This window comes from Dickeya lacustris, assembly GCF_029635795.1.
In the GTDB taxonomy this organism is placed as follows: domain Bacteria; phylum Pseudomonadota; class Gammaproteobacteria; order Enterobacterales; family Enterobacteriaceae; genus Dickeya; species Dickeya lacustris.
This window is the reverse complement of sequence record NZ_CP114280.1, coordinates 2922524-2947290: the sequence shown is the minus strand read 5'-3', so window position 1 is coordinate 2947290 and position 24767 is coordinate 2922524. Positions and strand designations below refer to the sequence as shown.

Here is a 24767-nt window from a genome sequence, read left to right as displayed (position 1 = left end):
AGTATCACTGTTTTAATGAAAACAGCGACTCTCCAGCCACAGCATAAAAAACCGAACCGAAACGGCCGCGATCATCCATGATGGTGTTGATAATACCCGCCATACAGGTATATTTTCGCAGCCGCAGCGGATACACATAGCAACACAGAATAGCCTCCCCCAGGGAGAACGGGCGCAAGCCAATTAAGGTGACAACAAACAGGACAACGCTACACACCATGAGGTTTACAGCGGCCGTCGGGTAACGCGTGCGGCGCTTATTTTATTGGTGTCAGCACCGGGTGAGTTTGACATTCGAGTTCACGACTCGCGGTATCGGTTTCAATATTCATTAACCTGTCGCCGTGTCACCATGGAAGAAAAAAATAAAGCCCCGCCGATTTTCCGTTGAGTCGCAAATAATCTTTGCGCCAGCAGCGGTAACTTTTTATTTTGAGGTGAACTATGCGAGTCGATGTCCCTACTATGTTTCTCATGATCATCGTCTCAAGCTTTGCTCTGGCAGTGTGTACCCGCTGGTCGGCACACAGCCAGCGCGACAAAGGGCTGATTATTTGCACCTGGGCGCTGGTGTTCCACGGTATTGCCTACATACTGTATGCCCTGCGAGGGCACATCCCCAACGCGATATCGATTATTCCCTCAAACACGTTGGTTGCATTAGCCTACTCACTGCTGCTGCTATCTGTCACCACCTTCCAGCAACGCCCGGTACCACGCCTCCTGCTATGGGGGCCTGTCGCCTTCGCCGCTGCATTCTTTAGTATTATGTTGGATAACCAGAATGCACGTACCGTCGTCAGTGGCCTGTTATCCATGATTCAGGCCTGTGTGGTCATCGGCTACCTGTTAACGCGACGTCGCTTACAAGATGATAGCCAACCGGTACGCGGGCGAAACCTGATGGTGCTCGGGCTGAGTATTAATATTGTGAGTATTCTGCATCGCCTATTGATGCTGTTAGTCAGTGGAGAATACCCGGAAAGCTTACTCACCAGCTCGTCTTTGCAAACGGTGATTAATGTCGCCAACTTTTCTACGCTGCTTTTCGTCGCTAACGGCCTGATGATGATGGCGAAAGATCGCTCCGACCATCTCAACAATCTGATGCTGCGGCAAGACAATCTCACCGGTTGCTGGAACCGAATCCGGGTACAAGAGATAGCCCGTCAGGAGATGGCCCGCTTAGAACGCTACGGCTACCCGGTGTCATTACTGATGCTCGACCTGGATCACTTTAAAAATGTGAATGACGATTATGGTCACGCCACTGGTGATGACGTGCTAAAAGCCTTTGCCCATACCGCACGCTCCATTTTACGCACAACCGATGTACTCGGGCGCTGGGGCGGTGAGGAGTTCGTGGTTATCCTGCCCGCGACCGGAATAAGCGGCGCGATACAAACCGCAGAGCGCCTTCGCAAAGCGCTGGAGTCACAACGTTTTGCGCATAACTTACAGATAACAACCAGCATCGGCGTAGCGGTTTGCCAGTCAACCGACCATTGGGAAAGCTGGCTAGGCCGGGCCGATTTGGCGCTCTATCGCGCCAAAGCCGCAGGTCGTAACCGGATAGAAACCGAGACGCTATTGGTAGACCCGACTTTAGCGGCAATGTCGTTGCCAGAGACCCATCTTATCCACCTCACCTGGCATCCCAACTACGAAGTCGGCCACGCGGAGGTCGATAAAGAGCATCAGTACCTGTTTAGCCAGGCAAATGCGCTGTTGCAGATAATTTTAAATAACGGTTCGCGTGAGGCGTTTTTGCATCAGATAAGCCAGATTATCGATATTCTCAACGATCACATGCAGCATGAAGAACAGTGGTTATGGGAGATACGTCACCCGGATGCCGCACACCATGCCCAATTACACAGCCATTTATTATGGCGGGCAGGCGAACTTCAGCAACGGTTTGAACAACAACAGATAGGCATGATGGAGCTGTTTCACTACGTGGTATACGAAGTGATTACCCAACACATGCTGATTGAAGATAAAAAGCTGACGTTATCAGTGCATTAACGACGAGCTCATCGCCCCATACCCGCAATGACACGGGAATGGGGACATCGCTCAAAAGCCGTCAACGGACAAACATTATTGACTTCTTAATTTACTTCTTAATGATTTTCGCTGACTGAATCACAATCGGTTTGGAGGGGACATTCTGGTACGGCCCGACATTCTCCGTCTGCACCTGAGAAATTTTATCCGCCACTTCCATGCCTTTTACCACCTTACCAAATACTGCGTAACCGAAATCACGCTGGCCGTGATCGAGGAAGGCGTTATCGGCAACGTTAATAAAGAACTGGCTGGTCGCACTGTCTTTCTCACTGGTACGCGCCATCGCAATGGTGCCGCGCAAGTTGCGTAAACCGTTATCGGCTTCGTTCTTAACCGGCGAATTGGTGGACTTTTGTTTCATATCGCTGCTAAAACCGCCGCCCTGCACCATAAACCCAGGGATCACACGATGGAACAGCGTGCCGTTGTAAAAACCGCTGTTGACGTAATCAACAAAGTTTTTTACGGAAACCGGCGCTTTTTGGTCATCCAATGCCAGCTCGATATTACCTGCGGTAGTGGTCAACAACACATGGGTCGAAGCCGGTGCGGCAAAAGCCGGAGTAAATGCGGTCAGAGAGAGCACGGTGGCTACCGCAGCCAATAGACGTTTTGACATGAAGAATTCCTTTTGAGGATCAACGACAGAGAGCGTACCGATTTTAAATAGCCACACACCGCTACGCTACCCATTTACTTTTTTTTACGCGATCCTGCCCATTCATTGCTGATAAAAACAGCACTATTTGTGCGTTCCGCCTCCCTATCTTACTCTCAATCGCCCCAAGACCACAGATACCGCCGCCGCAAGTCAGAAAAATACGGCTTGCGGCGGGCGGCACACAGCGCAATGCGATTACGCTTTGCTGACGGTGTGAGCGTCAATCCAGTCGAAGTTAATGTCTTCACCCAGTCCCGGGAGCTGTGACAAATGCACGAAACCTTCGTCATCCATCGGGTCAACCAGTGAATTTAAGTACGCCGCCGGTTCATCATAGTTCATGAAGGGGTGCAACAGGCCGCGTTCATACCAGCGGCAGTTTTTCACCGCGCCGACGACCGACAGGTTGGCTGCGCCATTGCCGTGGATTTCGCAATCCATGCCGAATGCTTCCGCCAGATGCGCCACTTTCAGACAAGGTGAAATCCCGCCCACGCCCTGAACACCGGCGCGCAAAATGTCACAAGCGCCCTCTTTCACCCAGTCTGCACGGCTGAAGTATTTGCCGCCAAGACTTTCCGGGCCTATCACGTCAATGTCCAGATTGCTACTCAACCAACGGTAAGACGCCATGCTCTGTTCTTCCATCGGCTCTTCAAACCAGGTGAAATTCAGCTTCTGCAATTCACGGCCAATGTAAAGCGCTTCGCTACGGCTATACCAATGGTAGCCATCCAGCATCAAACTGATATCCGGCCCGACCGCTTCGCGCACCGCCGCACAAGCTTTGACATCCATCTGCGGGCTGGGGGCAAAAGAGACCGGCGGCATCCAGGTATGCAATTTAATCGCTTTATAGCCACGCTGTACCAATTTCTCAGCAAACTGACCATACTCATCTGGCGTAGACAAGCCGCCTTGCAGTTCATCGCCACACATGGTGCTGCCATACGCAGGCACCTTATCGCGATAGCCACCCAGCAGTTTATAGACAGGCATATTCAATACGCGTCCTGCCAAATCCCACAACGCCTGCTCCACAATCGCCAGCGCCCGATCCGTCAGTTGATGTGCGCTGCCTCGTTGCCAGTGCACCAAATCCTGCCAAAGCCGCTCGCGATCAAACGGGTTCTGGCCTATCAGCACTTTGCGGAAAAAGCTGTTAACCACATAAGGGCGCACCACTTCCGGTGGCGCAAAAGCATAGCCTTTATGCCCATCATCAGTGCTGATGGTCAAAAGCGCCATACTGGCCTGATGTTCTTCCCCTGGATGTGAATGGCCTGCGCTATCGGAAACGCGACGCGTGGGATAAGTGAAGACGGTGACATCAATAGATTCAATTTTCACGGTGATTACCTGCCTGAAGGTGATGCGCCTACCAGCATGCATATTTATTGCCCATTACATCAGGAATAAAAATACTGCGCTGATTTAATAAAACCCTGTTTTATTTTTAATAATTATTGAGCAACACTACTGTGACGTCATTAGGCAATTTACGACATCTGTGAAAATTATTCGCCCGATGATTATGCATTTGCCCTATTTACAAGCGTTCCATGCCGAGAAAAACAATCACCACCTCCCAAGGAGGTGGTTTAACGCTGACAATAAAAAACGCCGCCCCTGACGGGCACGGCGTTATCGTGGCGGAATAATGGGGAACCAAACGTTATGTCCGTGCGACAAACCCCACGACATCATAGACTTTGCTCAATGTTTCCTGAGCACGAGCGCTGGCTTTTTGTGCGCCGTCACGCATCACCTGCTGTAAAAACGCCTCGTCGTTACGAAAACGATGATAACGCTCTTGCAACTCACTGAGCATGCCAGATACCGCCTCTGCCACCGCGCCTTTCAGATGCCCATACATCTGCCCGGCGAATTCCTGCTCTAATTCCGCAATCGCTTTACCGGTTACACCACTGAGAATATCCAACAGGTTCGAAACACCGGCTTTATTTTGTACGTCGTAGCGCACCACCGGCGGCTCGTCAGAATCGGTGACGGCGCGTTTAATCTTCTTCACCACCGCTTTCGGGTCTTCCAGCAGGCCGATGACGTTATTGCGGTTGTCATCTGACTTGGACATCTTCTTGGTCGGCTCCAGCAACGACATCACCCGCGCGCCGGATTTGGGAATAAACGGTTCAGGAATACGGAACACCTCACCGTAAATCGCGTTAAAGCGCTGGGCGATATCGCGGCTTAACTCCAGATGCTGCTTTTGATCTTCGCCTACCGGCACCTGATTGGTCTGGTAGAGCAGAATATCGGCAGCCATCAATACCGGATAATCAAACAACCCGGCGTTAATGTTCTCGGCATAACGCGCTGATTTATCTTTAAACTGCGTCATGCGGCTCAGTTCGCCGAAATAGGTATAGCAGTTGAGCAACCAGCCCAGTTGCGCATGTTCCGGCACGTGGGATTGCACAAAGATAGTGCTCTTCTGCGGATCGATGCCGCAAGCCAGATACAACGCCAGCGTATCCAACGTTGCTTTACGCAGCTGCTGCGGGTCTTGGCGTACCGTTATCGCGTGTTGATCGACAATGCAATAAATGCAGTCAAAATCATCCTGCATGTTAACCCACTGACGTAACGCACCCATGTAGTTACCAATGGTTAATTCGCCTGACGGCTGTGCGCCGCTAAATACAATGGGCTTACTCATGTCATGCTTCCTGATCGTGTAAAAGGGAGGCCCCGACAACGGGCAGTAAATCCGTAAAGCGCTCCAGCACCACATCCGGGTGGCTAAGGGCTATCGCTTCACCGTAGTTATATCCATACGTCATGCCGACGCACGGGCAACCTGCCGCGCGGGCAGCCTGGATGTCGTTGCGCGAGTCACCGACAAACAGTAATTCATGCGCGTGCAGCCCGAGCTTGCCTAACACCATATAGAGCGGCGCGGGATGGGGTTTTTTCTCGGCGACATCATCGCCGCCCAGGATTAACGAAAAATACTCGCTGATACCCAACGCATCAAGCAAAGGCGCAACAAAAGGGGTGGGCTTGTTGGTTACGACGGCCAGGCGAAAACCACGCTGCGCCAGTTGTGCCAACGTTTCCCGCACGTCGGGGTAGAGCAGGCTGCCGCTTTCCACCGAACGCGCATAATATTTATCGAATAGCGTTCGGGTGTCGTGAATCTGCTGCGCCGTTGGCTCCATACCCGCCCAACGCAACGCACGTTCTACCAACACATCGGCTCCGTTACCGATCCAGGTCGCCACCTGCGCTTCCCCGGCATGGGGTAACGACAGTGCCCCCAAGGCCATATCGACCGCATGAGCCAGACCCGGAGCGCTGTTGACTAACGTCCCATCAAGATCAAACGCAATACCACGAACCACGCTGAAATCAGGCATGAGTTACCGTCTCCAATTCCTGACGCATACGGGCAATCACCGCCTGATAATCCGGCTGGCCGAAAATGGCTGACCCGGCAACAAACATGTCGGCACCAGCGGCGGCAATTTGCGCGATGTTTTCCACTTTCACGCCGCCGTCAACTTCCAGACGAATATCGTAACCGCTCTCGTCAATACGCTGACGTACCTGACGTAACTTATCGAGCGTTGCCGGAATAAACGACTGCCCGCCAAACCCAGGGTTTACCGACATCAGTAAAATGATGTCGAGTTTATCCATCACATAGTCAAGATAACTGAGCGACGTCGCCGGGTTAAACACCAAACCCGCTTTACAACCGTGGTCTTTAATCAGTTGCAACGTCCGATCAACATGCTCCGACGCTTCCGGGTGGAAGGTAATAAAACTGGCGCCGGCTTCGGCGAAATCCGGGATCAGCCTGTCAACCGGCTTCACCATCAGATGTACGTCTATCGGTGCGGTAATACCATAATGGCGTAATGACTTCAGTACCAGCGGGCCAATGGTCAAATTCGGGACGTAATGATTGTCCATCACATCAAAATGAACGACATCCGCCCCGGCGGCCAGCGCATTTGCCGTATCCTCACCAAGACGGGCAAAGTCGGCGGACAAAATAGACGGGGCGATTAAAAACGGTTTCATGCGTTTCTCCAAACCATCAAGTTTGTATCTCGCTGCCGGCACGATACTGTGAAGACACACCTGTGCAGCCGCTCAGTCAGGAAACCGCTACGCGGTTCCTGTTGTTTCTTTTTTCATCCACCAACACCGCCAGACGCGCGCAGGCCTAACAATATAACGCCAGCAACTCATTGACTTTGCTGCGGCCAGAAATATTGCGGCTAATGGTTCGACGCGCCTTTACCACATACAATGCAGAGGCTCCGCGATACCACTCGCGGGTCAGCACCGTATCATGATTGGAAATCAAGACCGGAATATGGCCCTGAGATGATAATCGCTGCGCCAATTGCGCCAGGTTTTGCTGGTCTTGCGTGTTGAAATTGTTGGTGTGGTAGGCGGTAAAGTTCGCCGTTGCCGATAAAGGCGCATACGGTGGATCGCAATACACCACCGAACCGGATAACGCATTGGTTAATGTTTGCTCATAATGTTCACAAACAAAGACCGCGTTCTGCGCCTTTTGCGCGAACCAGTACAGCTCTTCTTCAGGAAAATAGGGTTTCTTATAACGGCCAAAAGGCACATTAAACGCTCCGCGCATGTTGTAACGGCATAACCCGTTATAACAATGGCGGTTTAGATACAAGAACAACAGCGCCCGACGATAGTCATGGGTACAAAGGTTAAATTCATCCCTTAAGCGGTAAAACGCCTCAGATGTATTCATTTCATCAATAAACAATTTGCGGGCATCACCAATAAACTCATCGGTTTTGTTTTTGACGATGTTATACAGATTGATCAGATCACTGTTGATATCCGCCAGAATGTAGCTGTCGTAGTCGGTATTAAGAAACACAGACCCAGCACCGACGAAAGGCTCGATTAATCGCTCTCCGGCTGGCAGATATCGACGAATCTCTTCTACCAGCGGATATTTACCACCAGCCCATTTTAAGAACGCGCGGTTTTTCTTCATGCCGTCGTTAATTACTCACACAGTTCAGAGCCACGGATTGTACTCTGTTAAGACAGCACATCAGGGCCAATTTGGTGTTACTTGGTTACGTCCTGCTTCACCTGACGGATCGGCCTGACCCAGGGTTTTTTCGCCTGAACATCAGCAGGCAGCGACGAAATCGCACGTTTAGCATCTTCCGACGAGGCATATACGCCATTCACCAAAACATACCAAGGGCGACCATCACGCTTTGTTTCATACACCCAATAATTCGTCAGACGCAGTTCTCTGGCATACGTCTTCAACGAATCTTCGCGAGAAGCACTACTGAGCTGCAACGTAAAATGGCTCGCAGGCGCACCTTGAATCGACGCCCCCGTTGCAGTCGGTGTTGCAACCGGTGTGGCGGCACTATGGGGCACAACCGCAGTTGCAGGTTTAGGCGCAACGGACGGTTTGCTCGATGGCGCAGGCACCAACGCTGTCGTTGGCGTTTTATGCGTATTCACAACCGGATGCGCGGCCTCTTTCGGCTCGGGTTTCGGCTCTGGCGACTTATGCGATGACGGCTTTTCAACCTTCTCCGGCTGAGTGCGCGTTGGCGCAGGTGCTGGTGCCTTTTCTACCGATGCCGATGGCGATGGCGCACGGCCACCTTTAGTCGGCGGGGAATACACCGTCGCAGGTTCGGTAGGAAGACCGGCAGAGAATGCATTTACGCGCTCCTGCTGCTGCGGCTGAGATAACGCATCCGTAATGTTGCCAGGTAGCTCGATACGCTGCTGGTTACTGTTCTGCGGCACCAGCGGCGCTTGCGTCGGCGTGCCAGCAATCGGCTGCCCGCTCAATGGCTGCGGCGCACCAGAATTCGCCGCCGCTGGCGCGGAAGGCGCTGGCGTAACAGTTGCGCTCTGGTTATCAGACATCGATGAGGCTAAATCAATGTTTTTCCCACCCCCGGAAGAGGCTGGCGCCGCCGAATTTTGACCCGGCGACTGAAGCGCTGAACCGATACCAATAATCAACAGCACCAAAACAACGATGCCGATACCAATCATAGTATGTTGTTTGGATAACGAAACACTGGGGGCAGAAAGGCTTTTACCACGTTTCTGCTGACGCGCGGGCCGTCGATCGCTGGTATCCGGCTTCAACGCATCTTCTGGATTAAACTCATCCATTTATACCCTCCAACTGAAAGGCTAGCTTCCCCAGACTGATGAACCTGCGAAAGCCGAATCATAAGGTATTGTATTTTAAACGTAAACCATCGGAAAAATGCCGAATGGTTATCAGATAACTGAAACAATGTTTCAGGGGAGGCAATCAGCAATGGACGCCAGAACCAGCTCATGTGCAATGCCACCACGAACTTCGGACTGACCAATCGCCGTAGGCAGCACCAGACGCAACTCACCCGCCAGCACTTTCTTATCACGCATCATGTGAGGCAAATAGGCCTCAGGAGCCATCTCTTTCGGGCCCGTAACCGGCAACCCGGCCCTCAACAGCAACAGTTTAATACGCTCAACATCCCAGGCACTCAATTGCCCGAGGCGACGAGCCGCCTGTGCCGCCATCACCATACCTGCGGATACGGCTTCGCCATGAAGCCAGTTGCCATACCCCATTTCTGCTTCGATCGCGTGTCCGTAGGTATGACCTAAATTCAGCAGGGCGCGTAAACCGGATTCGCGCTCATCAGCCGCCACGACTTCCGCCTTTAGCTCGCAGCAACGGCGGATGCAATACGCCAATGCGTCATCCTGCAAGTTCCTGAGCGCTTCAATGTGAACCTCAAGCCACTCAAAGAATACTCTATCCAAAATGATGCCGTACTTGATGACCTCCGCAAGCCCAGAGGACAACTCACGTGCTGGCAGCGTTTTCAGACAATTCAGATCAACCACCACCGATGCGGGTTGATAAAACGCACCAATCATGTTTTTCCCCAACGGGTGATTGACGGCAGTTTTACCCCCGACAGAGGAGTCAACCTGTGAAAGGAGTGTGGTAGGCACCTGAATGAACCGCACACCGCGTTGATAACTGGCGGCGGCAAATCCGGTTAAATCACCAATGACACCGCCACCCAGCGCCACCAGCGTGGTATCACGACCGTGCGGTTTTGCCAGCAGGGCGGAAAAAACCTGCTCCAGAACCGTCAGCGATTTATACTGCTCGCCATCAGGCAAAATCACCTGATCCACCCGCACACCAACGGTTTCTAACACATCACGCACAGTGTCAAGATAAAGCGGTGCCAGTGTTTCATTTGTCACCAGCATCACCTGATCGCCCGCTTTGAGCGGCATAAAAGAGGCGGCTTCATTAAAAAGGCCAGCGGCTATCGTAATAGGGTAACTGCGTTCCCCAAGGGTGACGGTAACTCTTTCCATGCGCGTTCCATTGATCTGTCAGAAACCTGCGGTAGGCAGGAAGTTACACCAAATCAGTTGTTTTCCAGCATACTGATAATCTGGTTAGCAACGACTTTGGCGCTTTGTTCATCAGTACGAATGGTGACATCAGCGATTTCTTCATACAGCGGGTTGCGCTCTTTCGCCAACGCCTCCAACACTTCACGTGGTGGGGTTTCAACCTGTAACAGTGGGCGCTTCTTATCGCGTTGAGTACGGGCCAGTTGCTTCTCGATAGTCGTTTCCAGATAGACCACCACGCCGCGTGCAGACAGACGATTGCGAGTTTCGCGGGATTTCACCGACCCACCGCCTGTCGCCAGCACAATGCCCTGTTTTTCTGTCAATTCATTAATGACTTTCTCTTCGCGCTCGCGGAAGCCTTCTTCTCCTTCCACATCGAATACCCAGCCCACATCAGCCCCGGTACGTCGCTCAATTTCTTGATCGGAGTCGAAAAATTCCATATTGAGCTGCTGCGCTAACTGACGGCCAATAGTGCTTTTGCCGGCACCCATAGGCCCAACCAGAAAGATATTGCGTTTCTCTGCCATTTTTTTGGTATTACTAAGAAATTCGTTAATGATAACCCGCCCCGCCATGTAACCTGCGGCGGAACCTAAACTGAAACCTCATGAGCGATAGTGCGAGAATCAGACAAAAAATTATCTCAATACTCAGGGTAGTTTGGCAACCGAATAAAATGCCACATGAATCAGGCGGAGGTAAATGTACATTTTATCTACACCTCGCTGACTCATTCAGACGATGGAACGCCACTGCCGTGCTCAAGCCGCTATCCTTGTATGCTAAAACGGCGGTATCGTCAAACGATGAACGACACTATTTGACGAATGATACCGCCAGACACACAAAAGATTACCAAAAACCTCAACGCGTTATGCCAGTAAATAACGCCAATTCAGCAGAATAATCAGCCTGCGGTGGCTGCGCCCTTCGCCGACGCAATGAGCGTCGGAGTAATGAAAATCACCAATTCGCGTCGGGTATGTTGCTGACTGGTGCTGCGAAACCAGTAGCCAATTCCCGGCAGGGTTGCCAATCCTGGAACCTGGCGCGCGCCTTGATTTTTTTGCTGCTGAAAAATCCCGCCCAGTACAATGGTTTCGCCATCCTGCACCGTTACCTGTGTCTGGATTTCCTGTTTATCAATCGCCAGCGCTTCACCGTCCTCGCCCTGCTTGATAGCGCGCCCCGGCATGTTCTGGCTAATCAACAAGTTGAGCGTTATCTGGCCGTTATGCAAAATCTTCGGTGTCACCTCCATCCCCAGCACCGCCTCTTTAAATTCAATCGACGTCGAGCCGCTGGCACCGCTGGATACCTGATAAGGAATTTCAGTCCCCTGCTTGATGCTGGCAGTCTGCTGATGCGCGGTAAATAAACGCGGACTGGCGATAATCTCTACTTCATTTTCCTGTTCCAGCGCGGTCAGTTCTAAATCCAGCAAACGCCCGCTAAGGCGAGCCAAATGAAAACCCGCATTGATAGAGGGTGACTCAACAGGCAGGTTGACATTAAAACGGTGCATTTGCAGCGCCTGTTGCGCCGAACTGGCCGCCTCGGACATGCCCCAGTTGACCCCAAGCGCGTTCAGGTGTTCGCTACTTATCGTCACAATGTGCGCAGCCAATTGAACTTGCGCGACGGGCTTATCCAATGTGGTAATCCAGGCGTCAACCTGCACCAGCGCATCGCCGGTGTCACGCACTAGCAGGGTGTTGGTGCGTTTATCCACCGATGCGCTGCCGCGCGCCGTAAGCAGCGTCCCTTTTTGACTTTGCAAATTCGATAGCACCTCGCTTGCCTCTGCATATTGCAATGCGAAGGCACGATTCTGTAACGGCAATTGCTGGCGCTGCTTTTCTGCGTATTCCTCCTGCTGTTGCTGGCGTACTTTTATATGGCTGTCGGGATACACCATCATCACGGTGCCGTGCTGCTCAAGCGAGAGCTGCCCCATCTGGAGAATAATCTCAAGCGCCTGCTGCCAGGGTATTTGGTGTAAATTAAGGCTAAGATTGCCACTTACCCCTGGCGCAACCACCAGATTGAGTTGCTGATGGTCAGCTAATGCCTGTAAGACTTTTTGTACCGGCGCATCCTCAAAGACCAGTGAAATCGGCTGTCCATCACGGGCGTTCACACTCAACGCCGCCAGCAGCAGCACACCGCAAAGACAACGCGCTATACATCCTGTACTCATCCTTCATTCCTTAAATAACTTACATGCTAAGGGCAGGCTACTGACGCGATAGCACTGTGGATAACGGCACTGTGGATAATGGCACTGTGGGTAATGTCGGTGTGGGTAATAGCGGTGCGGGTAAACGCAGGGGATCGTTGCGACATCGTATTGCTCCCGACGGTGGCAGCAGCGTTACGCCATGGGTATCGACCCGGCTAACTGTCCAGCCATCAGGGGAAATGACGTCACCTTCAGTAATACGTAACCAACGATTTTCCTGTACCAACCACCCCATCCAGCCCGATGCTGACCCCATCACGCCTCTTAATTGCCAGTTATTAGCGCCAGATACCGCGTGACAAGGCGGTGCTGGCGGCGCAAAAGGATCGCGAACCGGTGCCAGTTGCGCTGCCGCGATAATTTGCCCACTGAATAACCATATCCCAAACAGCCCCCATCTTATCGGCGTCATGGCACTGGCTCCGACGCCAGCGGCAACGACAATTGCAACTCGGCAACCAGCCTGCCTTCACGCTGTCGTAACGACACCCGTTCAATACCCAGCACGACCTCAAGTGTGTTCAGGCAGACAAGAAAATTGAGCAGCGCGCCATAGCTGGTATGCAAGGTCAGTTGCCATACCGTCGGAGGTGCAGCGGTAGTCGGTGCAACTGTAGTAGGTACAGTTGTAGGCGATGCCGCTGTAGGAGGTGCGGCTATCGACTGCGACCCTGATATCGGCTGCCAGTCAGCCAACACGACGCCAGACTGACGAATCGGCTTTTCTAACAGCGATGCCACCTCAATATGGGTGTTATCCATCACGGCCAGCGCAGGCGGGCCACGTCGCAACACATGGACAGGAATACGGGCGATATTGCCTCGCATCTGTTCGATGGCTTGCTGATGTTGTTGATATTGCTGCTCAAGTGTATTCAGCGACTGGTGTGTATTACGAGACCAGAGACCGTATGCCATCAACACCAGTGAAAGTATCGCCAGCGCAGGCAGCAGCAATAGCTGCCATAGCGGTACAGCAAGCAAGCGTAGTGTCAGCGTGCGAAGAAGAGCGGCGAAATATTCCTGCTTCATTATTCCCCCTGAGACGCGCCGAATTTCCGCCAGTTCAGGCGTAACGAAAAGCGCAGCAACGAGCCCGATGTCGCCTCAAGGCGCACATGCTCAAGCCGCACTCGCTCAACCACAGGCCATTCCGACAGGCGGTTGACCAGGCGCATGATGTCATCATAGCTATGGCCCATCCCGGATACGTGCAATTGCTTATCTACGCCTTCCATCTCGGTGAACCAAACGGCATCAGGCACTCGTACCGGCAATTGTTCCAGTAATTGCTGATAACGCTGATTCTGCAATCGCCCCTGTCGCCGGGCTAACTGTAACGCTTGCTGTTTTTCATACGCCAGCCAGTCATTGTGCATCTGACGATAAAGGCGCTCATAGCGAACCCGTTGTTCCTGGGCGCTGATAACGTGCCGCTCTAGCCGAAGGCGCTGTTGCTGCCTGTCACTACAGGCGCTTATCGCTAGCGTTAACGCCAGCAGCAACGCGCCCACACTCACGACCAGAGCGAATCGGGCACGCCGATAGGCCAACCGTTGACGCCAGGGCAAGAGATTAATCATCAACATAGGCTATCCTCCGCTCTAACCGCTAACCCAGCGGCGATAGCAAATGCCGCCGGGTTGGCGGGCAAAGGAGGATGAATGTGAAAAGCGCCCAAGACAGACCAATCAAGCAAACCGGATGTGCCTTGCTGCATCGGCGGCTCTCGGGTCGCGCTCAGATACGCATCGCGCCACTCACTTTGCTGGTAGCGCGCATTCACTGCGGTGAGCAACGTAGACTCATCGGCAATCTCATCTGAATGCAGCGTACCAAATGCCAACGGTTCATTGAGTGGCGACACCCACAACCAATGATCGCTAACGCGGTGTATCAGCAAGCGATCTTGCGCCAAACCGGCAAATGCCGCCATACAGCGCAGCGCACACGGCGTGATATCAACACTATCCGCCCGTAATCCTGCTTGCGTCAGGCAGTGCAACCAGGCATTAAGCTCCGTTTGCCGTGCTGCAATCACCAGTAATGACTCTGGCGCCTGGGGATCGGGGCGATAATCCAGTGCGATATCCTCAACGCCAACAGGCAGTAATTGCGCCATCCGGCTGCGGATATATCCGCCACGATAGGGCTCACGCAAACGCGGGTCGGGTATCGCCAGCCGCTGTAGCAATACCCGTGAAGCGGGGAATCCCACACGCAGTGAGATGTAACGCGGTAATCCCTTACGCCATTGACGAAGAACCGTACAAAGCGCCTCAGGATGATGTAGACTAGCGCCGCGTAACGTTTCGTCCGGCAAAGGCAGTTGCCACCAATCACGCAATTGCCAACCATGTCGGCGGCGCTGAACGGCCAAAGCACGCACCATATCATGCTGGATGTCCAGCCCAACCTGCCAGATGGGATAAACCATGGGTGTTCGATCTCCTTATCGTTATAAAAAAGAACATATCCACCTTGCTGGCTTCCCTTTATACTAGCGCCCGTCTGTTTATAAACTATTCAATCGCTACTGAATGGAAAATCTCCAGTGAAGTTCGTAAAGTACTTATTCATCTTTGCAGTCAGTTGCATCCTGTTGGGAGCCGCTTCGCTCTTTGGCCTTTATCGCTATATCGAGCCTCAGTTACCTGATGTCGCCACACTCAAGGATGTACGCCTGCAAACACCTATGCAGGTTTACAGCGCAGAGGGTGAGTTAATTGCCCAGTTTGGCGAAAAGCGTCGTATTCCGTTAAAACTGGATCAAGTGCCGCCAACGTTGGTGAACGCCTTTATCGCCACCGAAGACAGCCGCTTTTTCGAGCACCATGGGATTGACCCTCAGGGGATTATCCGCGCTACGGTGATCGCGCTGACATCCGGCCATGCCACTCAAGGCGCCAGTACGATAACCCAGCAGTTGGCGCGTAATTTCTTTCTGAGCCCTGAACGCACCTTATTGAGGAAAATCAAAGAGGTGTTTCTGGCTATTCGTATTGAGCAAACGCTGACGAAAGAAGAAATTCTCGAGCTGTATCTGAACAAAATTTATTTGGGCTACCGCGCATACGGCGTCGGCGCGGCAGCGCAGGTTTATTTTGGTAAGTCGGTTGATCAGCTTTCACTGGCGCAAATGGCGATGATTGCCGGTTTACCCAAAGCCCCATCAACATTTAACCCGCTCTACTCCTACGACAGGGCGGTGTCACGCCGCAATGTGGTGCTCTCGCGTATGCTTGATGAGAACTACATTAATCAAACGCAGTATGAGCAGGCGCGCAGCGAAAAGCTGGTGGCGGACTATCACGCGCCAGAAATCGGTTTTTCCGCACCATACATCGCAGAGATGGTGCGTCAGGAAATGTTCAAGCGGTATGGCGAAGATGCGTATAACGATGGTTACAAAGTCTACACAACCATCACGCGCAAGCTGCAATTAGCCGCAGAAGAAGCCGTACACAACAATGTGCTCGCATACGACATCCGTCATGGCTACCGTGGCGCCGATCAGGTGCTGTGGAAAGTCGGTACGCCTGCCTGGACGCAAGATAAGATTGTCGATGCGCTGAAAAAACTGCCGGTTTACGGCCCGTTATTCCCGGCGGTGGTGACAGATGCCAGCGCCGATAAAGCCCATGCCATGATGGCAAGCGGCGAGAAAGTCGACTTGCCGTTGGCAGGTGTGCGTTGGGCGCGGCCATACCGCTCTGATGACCAGCAAGGCCCAACGCCGAAGCGGGTGACAGACGTACTGGAAGCCGGCCAGCAAATCTGGATACGCAAAGTTGATAACGACTGGTGGCTGGCGCAAGTGCCGGATGTCAATTCCGCGCTGGTGTCGCTCAACCCCAAAGACGGTTCAATTCTGGCGCTGGTGGGCGGTTTTGATTTCAACCAGAGCAAATTTAACCGCGCTACTCAGGCATTACGGCAGGTAGGCTCTAACATCAAGCCCTTCCTGTATACCGCCGCAATGGACAAAGGCCTGACGCTGGCGACGATTCTCAATGACGCCCCCATTACCCGCTGGGACCCAGGTGCCGGTTCTGACTGGAGCCCGAAAAACTCGCCCGCCGTCTACGATGGCCCCATTCGCCTGCGCCAAGGGCTGGGGCAGTCGAAGAACGTTGTTATGGTGCGTGCCATGCGGGCCATGGGCGTCGATTATGCCGCCAGCTATCTGGAACGCTTCGGTTTCCCTGAGCAAAATATTGTGCATACCGAATCGCTGGCGCTAGGCGCAGCCTCCTTCACGCCGCTGCAAGTGGTGCGCGGTTATGCGGTGATGGCGAACGGCGGCTATCTGGTTGACCCGTATTTCATTACCAAAATTGATAATGCGGCAGGCAATACGCTGTTTAGCGCCGTCCCGAAAGTGGTATGCGATACCTGTAATCTCCCGGTGATTTACGGTGATACCCAGCGCTCTGCGGTGCTATCGGACGACAGCATGGAAAACGTGGCTATTTCTGCCGCACGCACGGCGGCGGCGGAACCTCAGCCCGATGCGATTACCCCGGCGGAAGTCGCGCGTCAGGCCGCCACGCAACCCTATGCTCCCCATGTCATTAGTACGCCATTGGCGTTTTTGATTAAAGACGCGCTTAACAGCAACGTGTTTGGCGAACCTGGCTGGATGGGTACTGGCTGGCGCGCAGGGAAAGTGCTGCAACGCCACGACATCGGTGGCAAAACCGGTACAACCAATAACTCAAAAGATGCCTGGTTTTCCGGCTATGGCCCCAATATCGTGGCCTCGGTGTGGATAGGTTTTGATGATCACCGGCGGGATCTTGGCAAAGCCTCCGCATCGGGCGTCATTCGCGATCAGGCATCCGGTTATGAGGGCGGCGCGAAAACCGCTGAACCCGCCTGGGATGATTTCATGAAAGTCGCCCTTGCTGGCGTACCAGAACAAAAAACGCCGCCACCGCAGGGCGTTGTCACCGTGACGATAGATCGCAGCAGCGGCAAATTGTCCGATGGCGGTGGGAATAGTCGTCAGGAATATTTCATTGACGGCACCCAGCCGACCGAGCGGGCGGTACATGATGCGGGAACCACGCTGTTCAATAGCAGCAGCGGACAGGCTGAAGAGCTCTTTTAATCTCTGCAAAGGCGCGTTTATCGCGCCTTTTTTACGCGTTCAGCCAGCGTTGCAGCAAAAACAGGGCGCTCACATTACGCGCCTCGCGAAAATCAGGTTCGTTTAATAACGACATCATCTCTGCCAGCGGCCAGCGTACCAGTTGCAGCGGTTCAGGCTCATCACCTTGCAGGCGCTGTGGATAGAGGCCGTTTGCCGCCACGATATGCATACTGCTGGAGAAATAGGAAGGTGCCATCGTCAAGGTTGATAGCAGCTCAAAGCGTTGTGCGCCAAAGCCCGCCTCCTCCATCAGCTCGCGGTTTGCCGCATCAAATACGCCCTCACCGGGATCAATCAGCCCTTTAGGAAAGCCCAATTCGTATTGCTCAATCCCCACCGCATATTCACGAACCAGTAGCAACTCATCTCCCTGCACGGGAACAATCATCACCGCATCCCGGCCTGATGGACGCATCCGCTCATAGAGACGGCGCTCACCGTTGCTGAACTCCAAATCCACAGACTCCACATTAAACAAGCGTGAGCGGGCAACGGTCTCAACATTTAGGATTTTGGGTTTTTTCAAGTTATTGTTCATCGTGGCCTCGATGAGGAAACATCAATGGGCGTTTCCCATATAGGTTCATACACGCTGCAAAAAGCCTGGTAGAACGGTCGTTTCCTAAAGACTATTCAGTGAGTCACATTGTGCGTTAACATTAACAGCTGCTGCAACTTTATCATGTCAAGCTCACATCCTGGCAACACAATAAACACATAAACTTTTCTTATGGAAAGAGTTATGGTGACGCCCAACATCGTCCTCAAAGCATTGATGAAAAAAATTCAGACTTTCCTCATTTTTGCTTTCAGGTTTGCTTGCTACGATACACAGTTAAACAAGTAATAGCCGGTTAATTCAGCCAGTAACAGTCAGTCATGGATTAACAAGGTTCGCGTAGTTTTGTTACTATCCAGCAATCACAAAGGGAACCCTAGGCTGTTGGCCGGAGATAATATGAGCACAATACTCATCATATTGGCTGTATTGTTTGCCTGCCTGATGGTGTCAGGGGGGGTTATTGGCTATCTCATGTATCGTCGTCTTTTGTTCGCCAAGCGTCTGCCTATTACGCCGTCAGGGCATCGTCAACTGACGGCATCAGAGCGTATTGCTATTGAACGTTATCTGGCCATGGTGCAAGACGGAACCGCTACGCCATTATTAGCCGCCCCAACATCGCGCCTGCCCCGCCTGTTGCCGGGTAATCGGGTATATCCGATGACCCACAGCATCACGCGTTACGGACTCAGCACCGATGCGCCCAATAAATGGCGCTATTATATTGATACTCAGGAAGTTCATCTGCCGGCACGTTGGGAGCCGTTCATTACGCAGAATAACGAAATTGAGCTCATCAAAACGCGCTCGCTCCCTTTAGTTATCTCGCTGAACGGGCATTCTCTTACTGAGTTTATCCATGAACTAGACAGCGCCACCGGTACGGAACCCCACGTCGAACAGGCGTCCATCAGGCCGGACGCGCATGAACACACCGAATTGGTCGCCATCCGTAAGGAAACGCCTGAAGAGCATGCGGTACACCGCTCACGCGGCCTGCGTGAGGCTGGCCTGTTAAGCGCGGCATTTTTGTTGCTTGTTTTCAGTTTAACCAGCCCGCTCGCCGTGTTGCCCTGGCTGGCGGCCGCTGCCTGCCTGATGGTGGCATGGGGATGCTGGCACCTATTACGCCCGCCCTCGCAAAAAGAGCTGCGCGAAGTCCACTGTCTCCACGGTACACCTCAATGCATGGGGTTATTCAGCGATACCAACCAGAACCCCATCAATAATGTCTCATTGGGTAATATCGATCTGATTTATCCCCCTCATTGGCAGCCCTATATCGGCTACGATCTCGGCGTCAAAACCGATGTCGATATTTACCTCAATCGTCACGTTGTGCGCCAAGGTAAATACCTGTCGTTGCATAACGAAGTGAAATTTTTCCCGCTCCAGCACTGGGGTAAGAATGTCGTGCTGGCTATTGGCGCGCTGGCCAGTCTGGTGTTGCTACTCGCCTCGGTGCCGCTCGACCTGCCGCTAAAACTCAGCCTGGCCTGGGTACAGGGCGCGGAGAACATCAAAGTCACTCAGGTTGAAGAACTGGAGCGTCTGGCGCTGCATGTCGGAGACAAACTCCAGGTACGCAGTTCCGGCATGTGTTATGTCCCTGCGCAAAAGCACGCGGCGTCAGCGCATGCGCCTGCTTTCGCGCCTTTTGATTGTGCGGGCATTTACTGGAACAAGGCCGCGCCACTGCCGCTCCCCGAATCCGAAGTGATTGATAAAACAGCCGCCCTGCAAAAAACCGTTCAGGAGCAATTACATCCGGCAGTAAGCGAGAATCAGGTCAGCGCGCAATTGGCGGATGCGATTCAAAAATCAGGCATGATCCTGCTGAACAATTTCTCGGATATCGTGCTGAAAACTGACGCATTGTGCGAAAGAGAAGAGGATTGCACGCGCCTTAAAAATGCGCTGGCAAATTTGGGGAATGTCAAAAACTGGGATTCGCTGGTGAAACGGGCGCGATCTGGCGCACTCAAAGGCATGAGCGTAGTACTACGCCCGGTCAGCGCCGAATCACTCGAATCGTTAGTGAAAAACGCCACCGACGAATTCTACAACCGAGAAACGCTCACCGCCGCCAGCGCGCTCAATAGCCCGCCGCCCGGAGGCTTTCTGCTGCGCAGCGACGAAGGGCGTCAGTTTGTCAACCACCCCAACCCGCCTACCTCGCTGCGGGATTTTCCGCCACAAGAGCAATGGCAGGAATTACAGCGGCTATCTGCGATGCTCTTGCATACCCCCTTTGAAGCCAGCGGCATCATTACCCAGTTGAGTATCGATGCTAACGGCACTCGCCATATCTCGCTGCACAGCGAACCGGATGCCGTAACCATGTGGCGTTCTCTGGGTGCCTGCCTGTTGTTGTTGGCATTCAGCGTACTTCTGATCCTGAATCTGGTGTTCGTGCTGGTTAAACGCCGCCGCAATCAGCAGCGTATCGCGAATATCCAGCAATACTACGCGCGCCATCTGGTGCCCGAGGCACCCGCGACGGGAAACGCGATGTACGGTAACGTGATCCCTTCCTGATGCAACAGCGGCGCAAGGCAAGTACGCCATCTGCCGCTTTTAGCGACGATATGACGCTGGTAACATTTACGCCAGCACCTCTCTGCCGCGTTGAGAATCTCTAGCGCCTGATACCCGGTTTTCCATGTCAGGACATTTACCCGGAGTACACATGAATCCCGAACTGAACTGGAATGCGATTGATACCGTCTTACTGGATATGGATGGCACGCTGCTCGACCTGGCATTTGACAGCTATTTCTGGCTACAACTGGTGCCAGAAACCCTTAGCCACCAGCGCAACCTCAGCATGGAGCAGGCGCACGCGTTGATTCACCAGGAATACCATGCCGTTCGTCACACCCTGGACTGGTACTGTTTTGACTACTGGAGTGAGCGACTGGGGCTGGATATTTATCAGATGACCAGCGATATCGGGCATCGGGCGCGCCTGCGGGACGATACTCCACCCTTTTTGCAGGCGCTGCGCGAAAGCGGCCGCCGAACAATTTTGCTCACCAATGCACATCCGCATAGTCTGGCGGTAAAAATAGCGCACACCGGCCTTGATAAGCACCTTGATTTACTGCTTTCCACCCATACTTATGGGTATCCCAAAGAAGACCAGCGGTTGTGGCAGGCGGTACAGGCGCAAATCGGCTTTGACCCGGCGCGAACCCTGTTTGTGGATGACAACGAGCCGATTCTGGACGCGGCGAAAACCTTCGGCATCCGTTATTGCCTTGGCGTACGCAATCCTGATTCGACCCGTAGTGAACCAAACGCCTTCGACCAGCATCCGTCAATGAGCGATTATCGGGCACTGCTGCCGGGCATCACTCAGTCAACGTTTATGACCCATCAGGAGTGCTCATGAGTAAAAACAACGCGCATGAACCTGACGATGACACTAGCGTCCGGCTGGATAAATGGCTGTGGGCCGCGCGGTTTTACAAAACCCGCGCACTGGCCCGGGAGATGATTGATGGCGGCAAAGTGCATTACAACGGTCAACGCAGCAAGCCCGGAAAACTGGTAGAAACGGGGGCAGAGATTACCCTGCGTCAGGGCAGTGATGAGCGCACCGTTAAGGTACTTCTCATCAGCGACCAGCGTCGCCCGGCAGCGCAGGCGCAAATGCTGTACGAAGAGACGGCACAGAGCATCGAAAAACGTGAAAAACTGGCGATAGCCAGAAAAATGAACGCATTATCTATGCCGCACCCGGACAGGCGGCCTGACAAAAAAGAGCGCCGGGATTTAATCAAATTCAAATACAGTGACGTGGAATAAGCCACCGTCACCACGAGAGAGCATTATGGCCAATCACGACCAATTACACCGTTACCTGTTTGAAAACCATGCCGTGCGCGGCGAACTGGTAACAGTGAGCGAAACATTCCAGCAGATGCTGGCGAACCATGACTACCCACAGCCGGTGAAACAGTTGCTCGGTGAAATGCTGGTTGCCACCAGTTTGCTCACCGCCACGTTGAAATTTAGCGGTGATATTACCGTGCAGCTACAAGGCGACGGCCCGTTGAAACTGGCGGTGATTAACGGCAACCACCAGCAGCAGATGCGCGGAGTGGCGCGCTTGCAAGGCGATATTGCCGCCGACAGTTCGCTACACGACATGATGGGTAACGGTTATCTGGTTATCACCATTACGCCAACCGAAGGCGAGCGTTACCAGGGCGTCGTGGGTCTGGAAGGTGACGATGTGGCAAGCTGCCTGGAAAACTATTTTCAGCAATCCGAGCAGTTACCCACGCGCCTGTTTATCCGCACCGGCGAGCACGAAGGCCGCGCCTGTGCCGCAGGTATGCTGTTGCAAGTGCTACCGGCACAGCAGGGCAGCCGCGATGAGTTTGATCACCTCACGCAGTTGACTGCAACGGTGAAAGGTGAAGAGCTGTTTGGCCTTAGCGCTAACGATGTGCTCTACCGCTTATATCATCAGGAAAACGTCACGTTATATGAACCGCAGCCGGTGGCGTTTCACTGCCATTGCTCCAAAGCGCGCTGCGCCGATGCGCTGATGGCACTCCAGCCGCAAGAGGTGGACGATATGCTGGTACAAGATGGAGAGATAGACATGCACTGCGACTATTGCGGCAGCCACTATGCGTTTGACGCCCAGGACATCGCCGAGATTCGTCAGTCAGCCTCTGGCACCACGCTGCACTAATTCCCCGCCCCGAGATACCCGACCGCCAGATAGCGGCTCATTGTTGGGCCGTTGTCTGTTCCGCACTCCCCTGCGTTCAGCCGTCTACCGCACTTACCGAAACGCCATCAGAATTCGCCCAAAAAATCACCGTTTGGTTACTTTTTATTCACATGTATAAGCAAAGTTATTAATGAATTTATTTAATTTTTTGATTGTTATCGCGGCTAAAATAAGCTCACCTCCTACACTTGTAACAGTACGACAATAACAACCAAGGAGTAGCAACATGCAGATGAAAGGCATTCAGCCACAAGCACTGACGGCTTATGGCATCAATGATGTCCGCGAAATTGTCTACAACCCGAGCTACGATTTACTTTTTACTGAAGAAACCTCCCCTACCCTACAAGGCTATGAACGCGGCATCGAAACCCAACTGGGTGCAGTTGCCGTTGATACCGGCATTTTTACTGGCCGTTCCCCGAAAGATAAATACATTGTGCGCGATGAGGTAACGCGTGACACCGTGTGGTGGTCTGATCAGGGTAAAGGTAAAAATGACAACCACCCGCTCAGTCAGGAAACCTGGCAGCATCTCAAACAACAGGTCACGCAACAGTTGTCTGGCAAGCGTCTGTTTGTGGTGGACGCCTTCTGTGGCGCCAATGCAGACACCCGCCTGAAGGTGCGTTTCATCACCGAGGTGGCCTGGCAGGCGCATTTCGTGAAAAACATGTTTATCCGCCCGACGCAAGAAGAGCTGCAAGGCTTTGAGCCGGACTTCATCGTGATGAACGGCGCTAAATGCACCAACCCACAGTGGCAGGAGCAGGGGCTAAACTCGGAAAATTTCGTGGCGTTCAACCTGACCGAGCGCATTCAGCTAATCGGCGGCACCTGGTATGGCGGCGAGATGAAAAAAGGGTTGTTCTCCATCATGAACTACCTGCTGCCGCTTAAAGGCATCGCCTCGATGCACTGCTCGGCAAACGTCGGCGAAAAAGGCGATGTTGCCGTATTCTTCGGTTTGTCCGGCACCGGTAAAACCACCCTGTCGACTGACCCGAAACGCCAGCTGATTGGCGATGATGAGCACGGCTGGGACGATGATGGCGTGTTTAACTTCGAAGGCGGTTGCTATGCCAAGACCATCAACCTGTCTGCCGAAGCCGAACCCGATATTTATCATGCGATTCGCCGCGATGCGCTGCTGGAGAACGTGACGGTACGCGCTGATGGCAGCGTTGATTTTAACGACGGCTCGAAAACGGAAAACACCCGTGTTTCCTACCCGATTTATCACATCGAGAATATCGTTAAACCGGTTTCCAAAGCCGGGCATGCCACCAAAGTCATCTTCCTCACGGCTGATGCATTCGGGGTGCTGCCGCCGGTGTCTCGCCTGACCGCTGACCAGACGCAATACCACTTCCTGTCTGGCTTTACCGCCAAACTGGCGGGAACCGAGCGCGGTGTTACCGAACCGACGCCGACGTTCTCTGCCTGCTTTGGCGCGGCGTTTCTGACGCTGCACCCGACGCAGTATGCCGAAGTGCTGGTGAAGCGGATGCAGGCGGCAGGGGCCAAAGCATATCTGGTCAATACCGGCTGGAACGGCACCGGCAAGCGCATCTCCATCAAGGACACGCGCGGTATTATTGACGCAATCCTGAATGGCAGCATTGATGATGCCGAAACCCAGACGTTGCCTATCTTTGATCTGACGATCCCGACCGCGCTGCCTGGCGTGAACCCGGCGATTCTGGATCCACGCGATACCTACGCCGATCCGGCGCAATGGGAAGAGAAAGCGCACGATCTGGCGCAACGCTTTATCACTAACTTCGATAAATACACCGATACGCCCGCAGGCGCTGCGCTGGTCAGCGCCGGGCCGAAACGCTAACGTCGTCGCCCCTCTCCCTGTGAGAGGGGCGTCTCAGT

At 53.2% G+C, this 24767-nt stretch carries 22 protein-coding genes; 7 read left to right on the top strand and 15 right to left on the bottom strand.

The window, feature by feature from the left end; translation table 11 throughout:
• Positions 1 to 444: 444 nt before the first annotated feature.
• Complete coding sequence (locus tag O1Q98_RS13335; RefSeq protein ID WP_269975716.1) at positions 445 to 2028, top strand: diguanylate cyclase; 1584 nt, start codon at positions 445 to 447, stop codon at positions 2026 to 2028.
• Between the two features lie 91 nt (positions 2029 to 2119).
• Here O1Q98_RS13335 and ppiA read toward each other — a convergent pair whose 3' ends face one another.
• From ppiA to pilM, 14 genes are all read right to left on the bottom strand, one after another.
• Entirely contained in the window at positions 2120 to 2692 is a 573-nt protein-coding gene (ppiA, locus tag O1Q98_RS13330; protein ID WP_125260889.1) for a peptidylprolyl isomerase A, read from the bottom strand.
• A 237-nt stretch (positions 2693 to 2929) separates the two neighbouring features.
• The gene (locus O1Q98_RS13325; RefSeq protein ID WP_125260890.1) at positions 2930 to 4084 is read right to left on the bottom strand and encodes a mandelate racemase family protein; all 1155 of its coding nucleotides are present in this window, start codon (positions 4082 to 4084) and stop codon (positions 2930 to 2932) included.
• A gap of 325 nt (positions 4085 to 4409) precedes the next feature.
• Entirely contained in the window at positions 4410 to 5414 is a 1005-nt protein-coding gene (gene trpS / locus O1Q98_RS13320) for a tryptophan--tRNA ligase (RefSeq protein WP_125260891.1), read from the bottom strand.
• A gap of 1 nt (position 5415) precedes the next feature.
• A complete protein-coding gene (locus tag O1Q98_RS13315; RefSeq protein ID WP_125260892.1) occupies positions 5416 to 6114 on the bottom strand; it encodes a phosphoglycolate phosphatase in 699 nt (232 codons plus the stop codon).
• Positions 6107 to 6784: a ribulose-phosphate 3-epimerase gene (rpe, locus tag O1Q98_RS13310; protein WP_125260893.1), complete on the bottom strand. Its 678-nt coding sequence runs from the start codon at positions 6782 to 6784 to the stop codon at positions 6107 to 6109. Before rpe ends, O1Q98_RS13315 begins: the two co-directional genes overlap by 8 nt.
• 145 nt (positions 6785 to 6929) lie before the next feature.
• Positions 6930 to 7745, bottom strand: coding sequence for an adenine-specific DNA-methyltransferase (dam, locus tag O1Q98_RS13305; protein ID WP_125260894.1), 816 nt, complete (start codon positions 7743 to 7745; stop codon positions 6930 to 6932).
• A 77-nt stretch (positions 7746 to 7822) separates the two neighbouring features.
• Complete coding sequence (gene damX, locus O1Q98_RS13300; protein ID WP_125260895.1) at positions 7823 to 8908, bottom strand: cell division protein DamX; 1086 nt, start codon at positions 8906 to 8908, stop codon at positions 7823 to 7825.
• A gap of 132 nt (positions 8909 to 9040) precedes the next feature.
• The gene (gene aroB, locus O1Q98_RS13295; RefSeq protein ID WP_125260896.1) at positions 9041 to 10126 is read right to left on the bottom strand and encodes a 3-dehydroquinate synthase; all 1086 of its coding nucleotides are present in this window, start codon (positions 10124 to 10126) and stop codon (positions 9041 to 9043) included.
• A gap of 53 nt (positions 10127 to 10179) precedes the next feature.
• Positions 10180 to 10701: a shikimate kinase AroK gene (gene aroK, locus O1Q98_RS13290; RefSeq protein WP_027710718.1), complete on the bottom strand. Its 522-nt coding sequence runs from the start codon at positions 10699 to 10701 to the stop codon at positions 10180 to 10182.
• 380 nt (positions 10702 to 11081) lie between these two features.
• The gene (gene hofQ, locus O1Q98_RS13285; RefSeq protein ID WP_125260897.1) at positions 11082 to 12374 is read right to left on the bottom strand and encodes a DNA uptake porin HofQ; all 1293 of its coding nucleotides are present in this window, start codon (positions 12372 to 12374) and stop codon (positions 11082 to 11084) included.
• A gap of 37 nt (positions 12375 to 12411) precedes the next feature.
• Positions 12412 to 12828, bottom strand: coding sequence for a HofP DNA utilization family protein (locus O1Q98_RS13280; protein WP_125260898.1), 417 nt, complete (start codon positions 12826 to 12828; stop codon positions 12412 to 12414).
• Positions 12825 to 13448 carry a hypothetical protein gene (locus O1Q98_RS13275; protein WP_125260899.1) on the bottom strand — a complete coding sequence of 208 codons (624 nt, stop codon included), beginning with the start codon at positions 13446 to 13448 and terminating at the stop codon, positions 12825 to 12827. The genes O1Q98_RS13280 and O1Q98_RS13275 overlap by 4 nt, the downstream gene beginning before the upstream one ends.
• Positions 13448 to 14005, bottom strand: coding sequence for a PilN domain-containing protein (locus tag O1Q98_RS13270; RefSeq protein ID WP_125260900.1), 558 nt, complete (start codon positions 14003 to 14005; stop codon positions 13448 to 13450). Before O1Q98_RS13270 ends, O1Q98_RS13275 begins: the two co-directional genes overlap by 1 nt.
• Positions 13999 to 14853 carry a type IV pilus biogenesis protein PilM gene (gene pilM / locus O1Q98_RS13265; protein ID WP_125260901.1) on the bottom strand — a complete coding sequence of 285 codons (855 nt, stop codon included), beginning with the start codon at positions 14851 to 14853 and terminating at the stop codon, positions 13999 to 14001. Before pilM ends, O1Q98_RS13270 begins: the two co-directional genes overlap by 7 nt.
• 117 nt (positions 14854 to 14970) lie before the next feature.
• On the opposite strand from pilM, the gene mrcA reads away from it, so the two are divergent.
• Positions 14971 to 17529 carry a peptidoglycan glycosyltransferase/peptidoglycan DD-transpeptidase MrcA gene (gene mrcA, locus O1Q98_RS13260; protein WP_125260902.1) on the top strand — a complete coding sequence of 853 codons (2559 nt, stop codon included), beginning with the start codon at positions 14971 to 14973 and terminating at the stop codon, positions 17527 to 17529.
• A 31-nt stretch (positions 17530 to 17560) separates the two neighbouring features.
• On the opposite strand, the gene nudE is transcribed toward mrcA, so the two are convergent.
• Positions 17561 to 18109 (bottom strand): ADP compounds hydrolase NudE, encoded by a 549-nt coding sequence (gene nudE / locus O1Q98_RS13255; protein ID WP_125260903.1) that lies wholly within the window; start codon positions 18107 to 18109, stop codon positions 17561 to 17563.
• 420 nt (positions 18110 to 18529) lie between these two features.
• Between nudE and O1Q98_RS13250 the strand changes: the two genes are divergently transcribed.
• The 5 genes from O1Q98_RS13250 to pckA all read left to right on the top strand — a co-directional run bounded on the left by O1Q98_RS13250 (position 18530) and on the right by pckA (position 24729).
• Positions 18530 to 20671, top strand: a complete 2142-nt coding sequence (locus O1Q98_RS13250) for an intracellular growth attenuator family protein (protein WP_125260904.1) — start codon at positions 18530 to 18532, stop codon at positions 20669 to 20671.
• 151 nt (positions 20672 to 20822) lie between these two features.
• Positions 20823 to 21527 carry a GMP/IMP nucleotidase gene (gene yrfG, locus O1Q98_RS13245; protein WP_125260905.1) on the top strand — a complete coding sequence of 235 codons (705 nt, stop codon included), beginning with the start codon at positions 20823 to 20825 and terminating at the stop codon, positions 21525 to 21527.
• Positions 21524 to 21943 carry a ribosome-associated heat shock protein Hsp15 gene (gene hslR / locus O1Q98_RS13240; protein ID WP_125260906.1) on the top strand — a complete coding sequence of 140 codons (420 nt, stop codon included), beginning with the start codon at positions 21524 to 21526 and terminating at the stop codon, positions 21941 to 21943. Before yrfG ends, hslR begins: the two co-directional genes overlap by 4 nt.
• 25 nt (positions 21944 to 21968) lie before the next feature.
• Positions 21969 to 22841, top strand: a complete 873-nt coding sequence (gene hslO, locus O1Q98_RS13235; protein ID WP_125260907.1) for an Hsp33 family molecular chaperone HslO — start codon at positions 21969 to 21971, stop codon at positions 22839 to 22841.
• Positions 22842 to 23109: 268 nt separating this feature from the next.
• Entirely contained in the window at positions 23110 to 24729 is a 1620-nt protein-coding gene (gene pckA / locus O1Q98_RS13230) for a phosphoenolpyruvate carboxykinase (ATP) (RefSeq protein ID WP_125260908.1), read from the top strand.
• Positions 24730 to 24767: the final 38 nt, after the last annotated feature.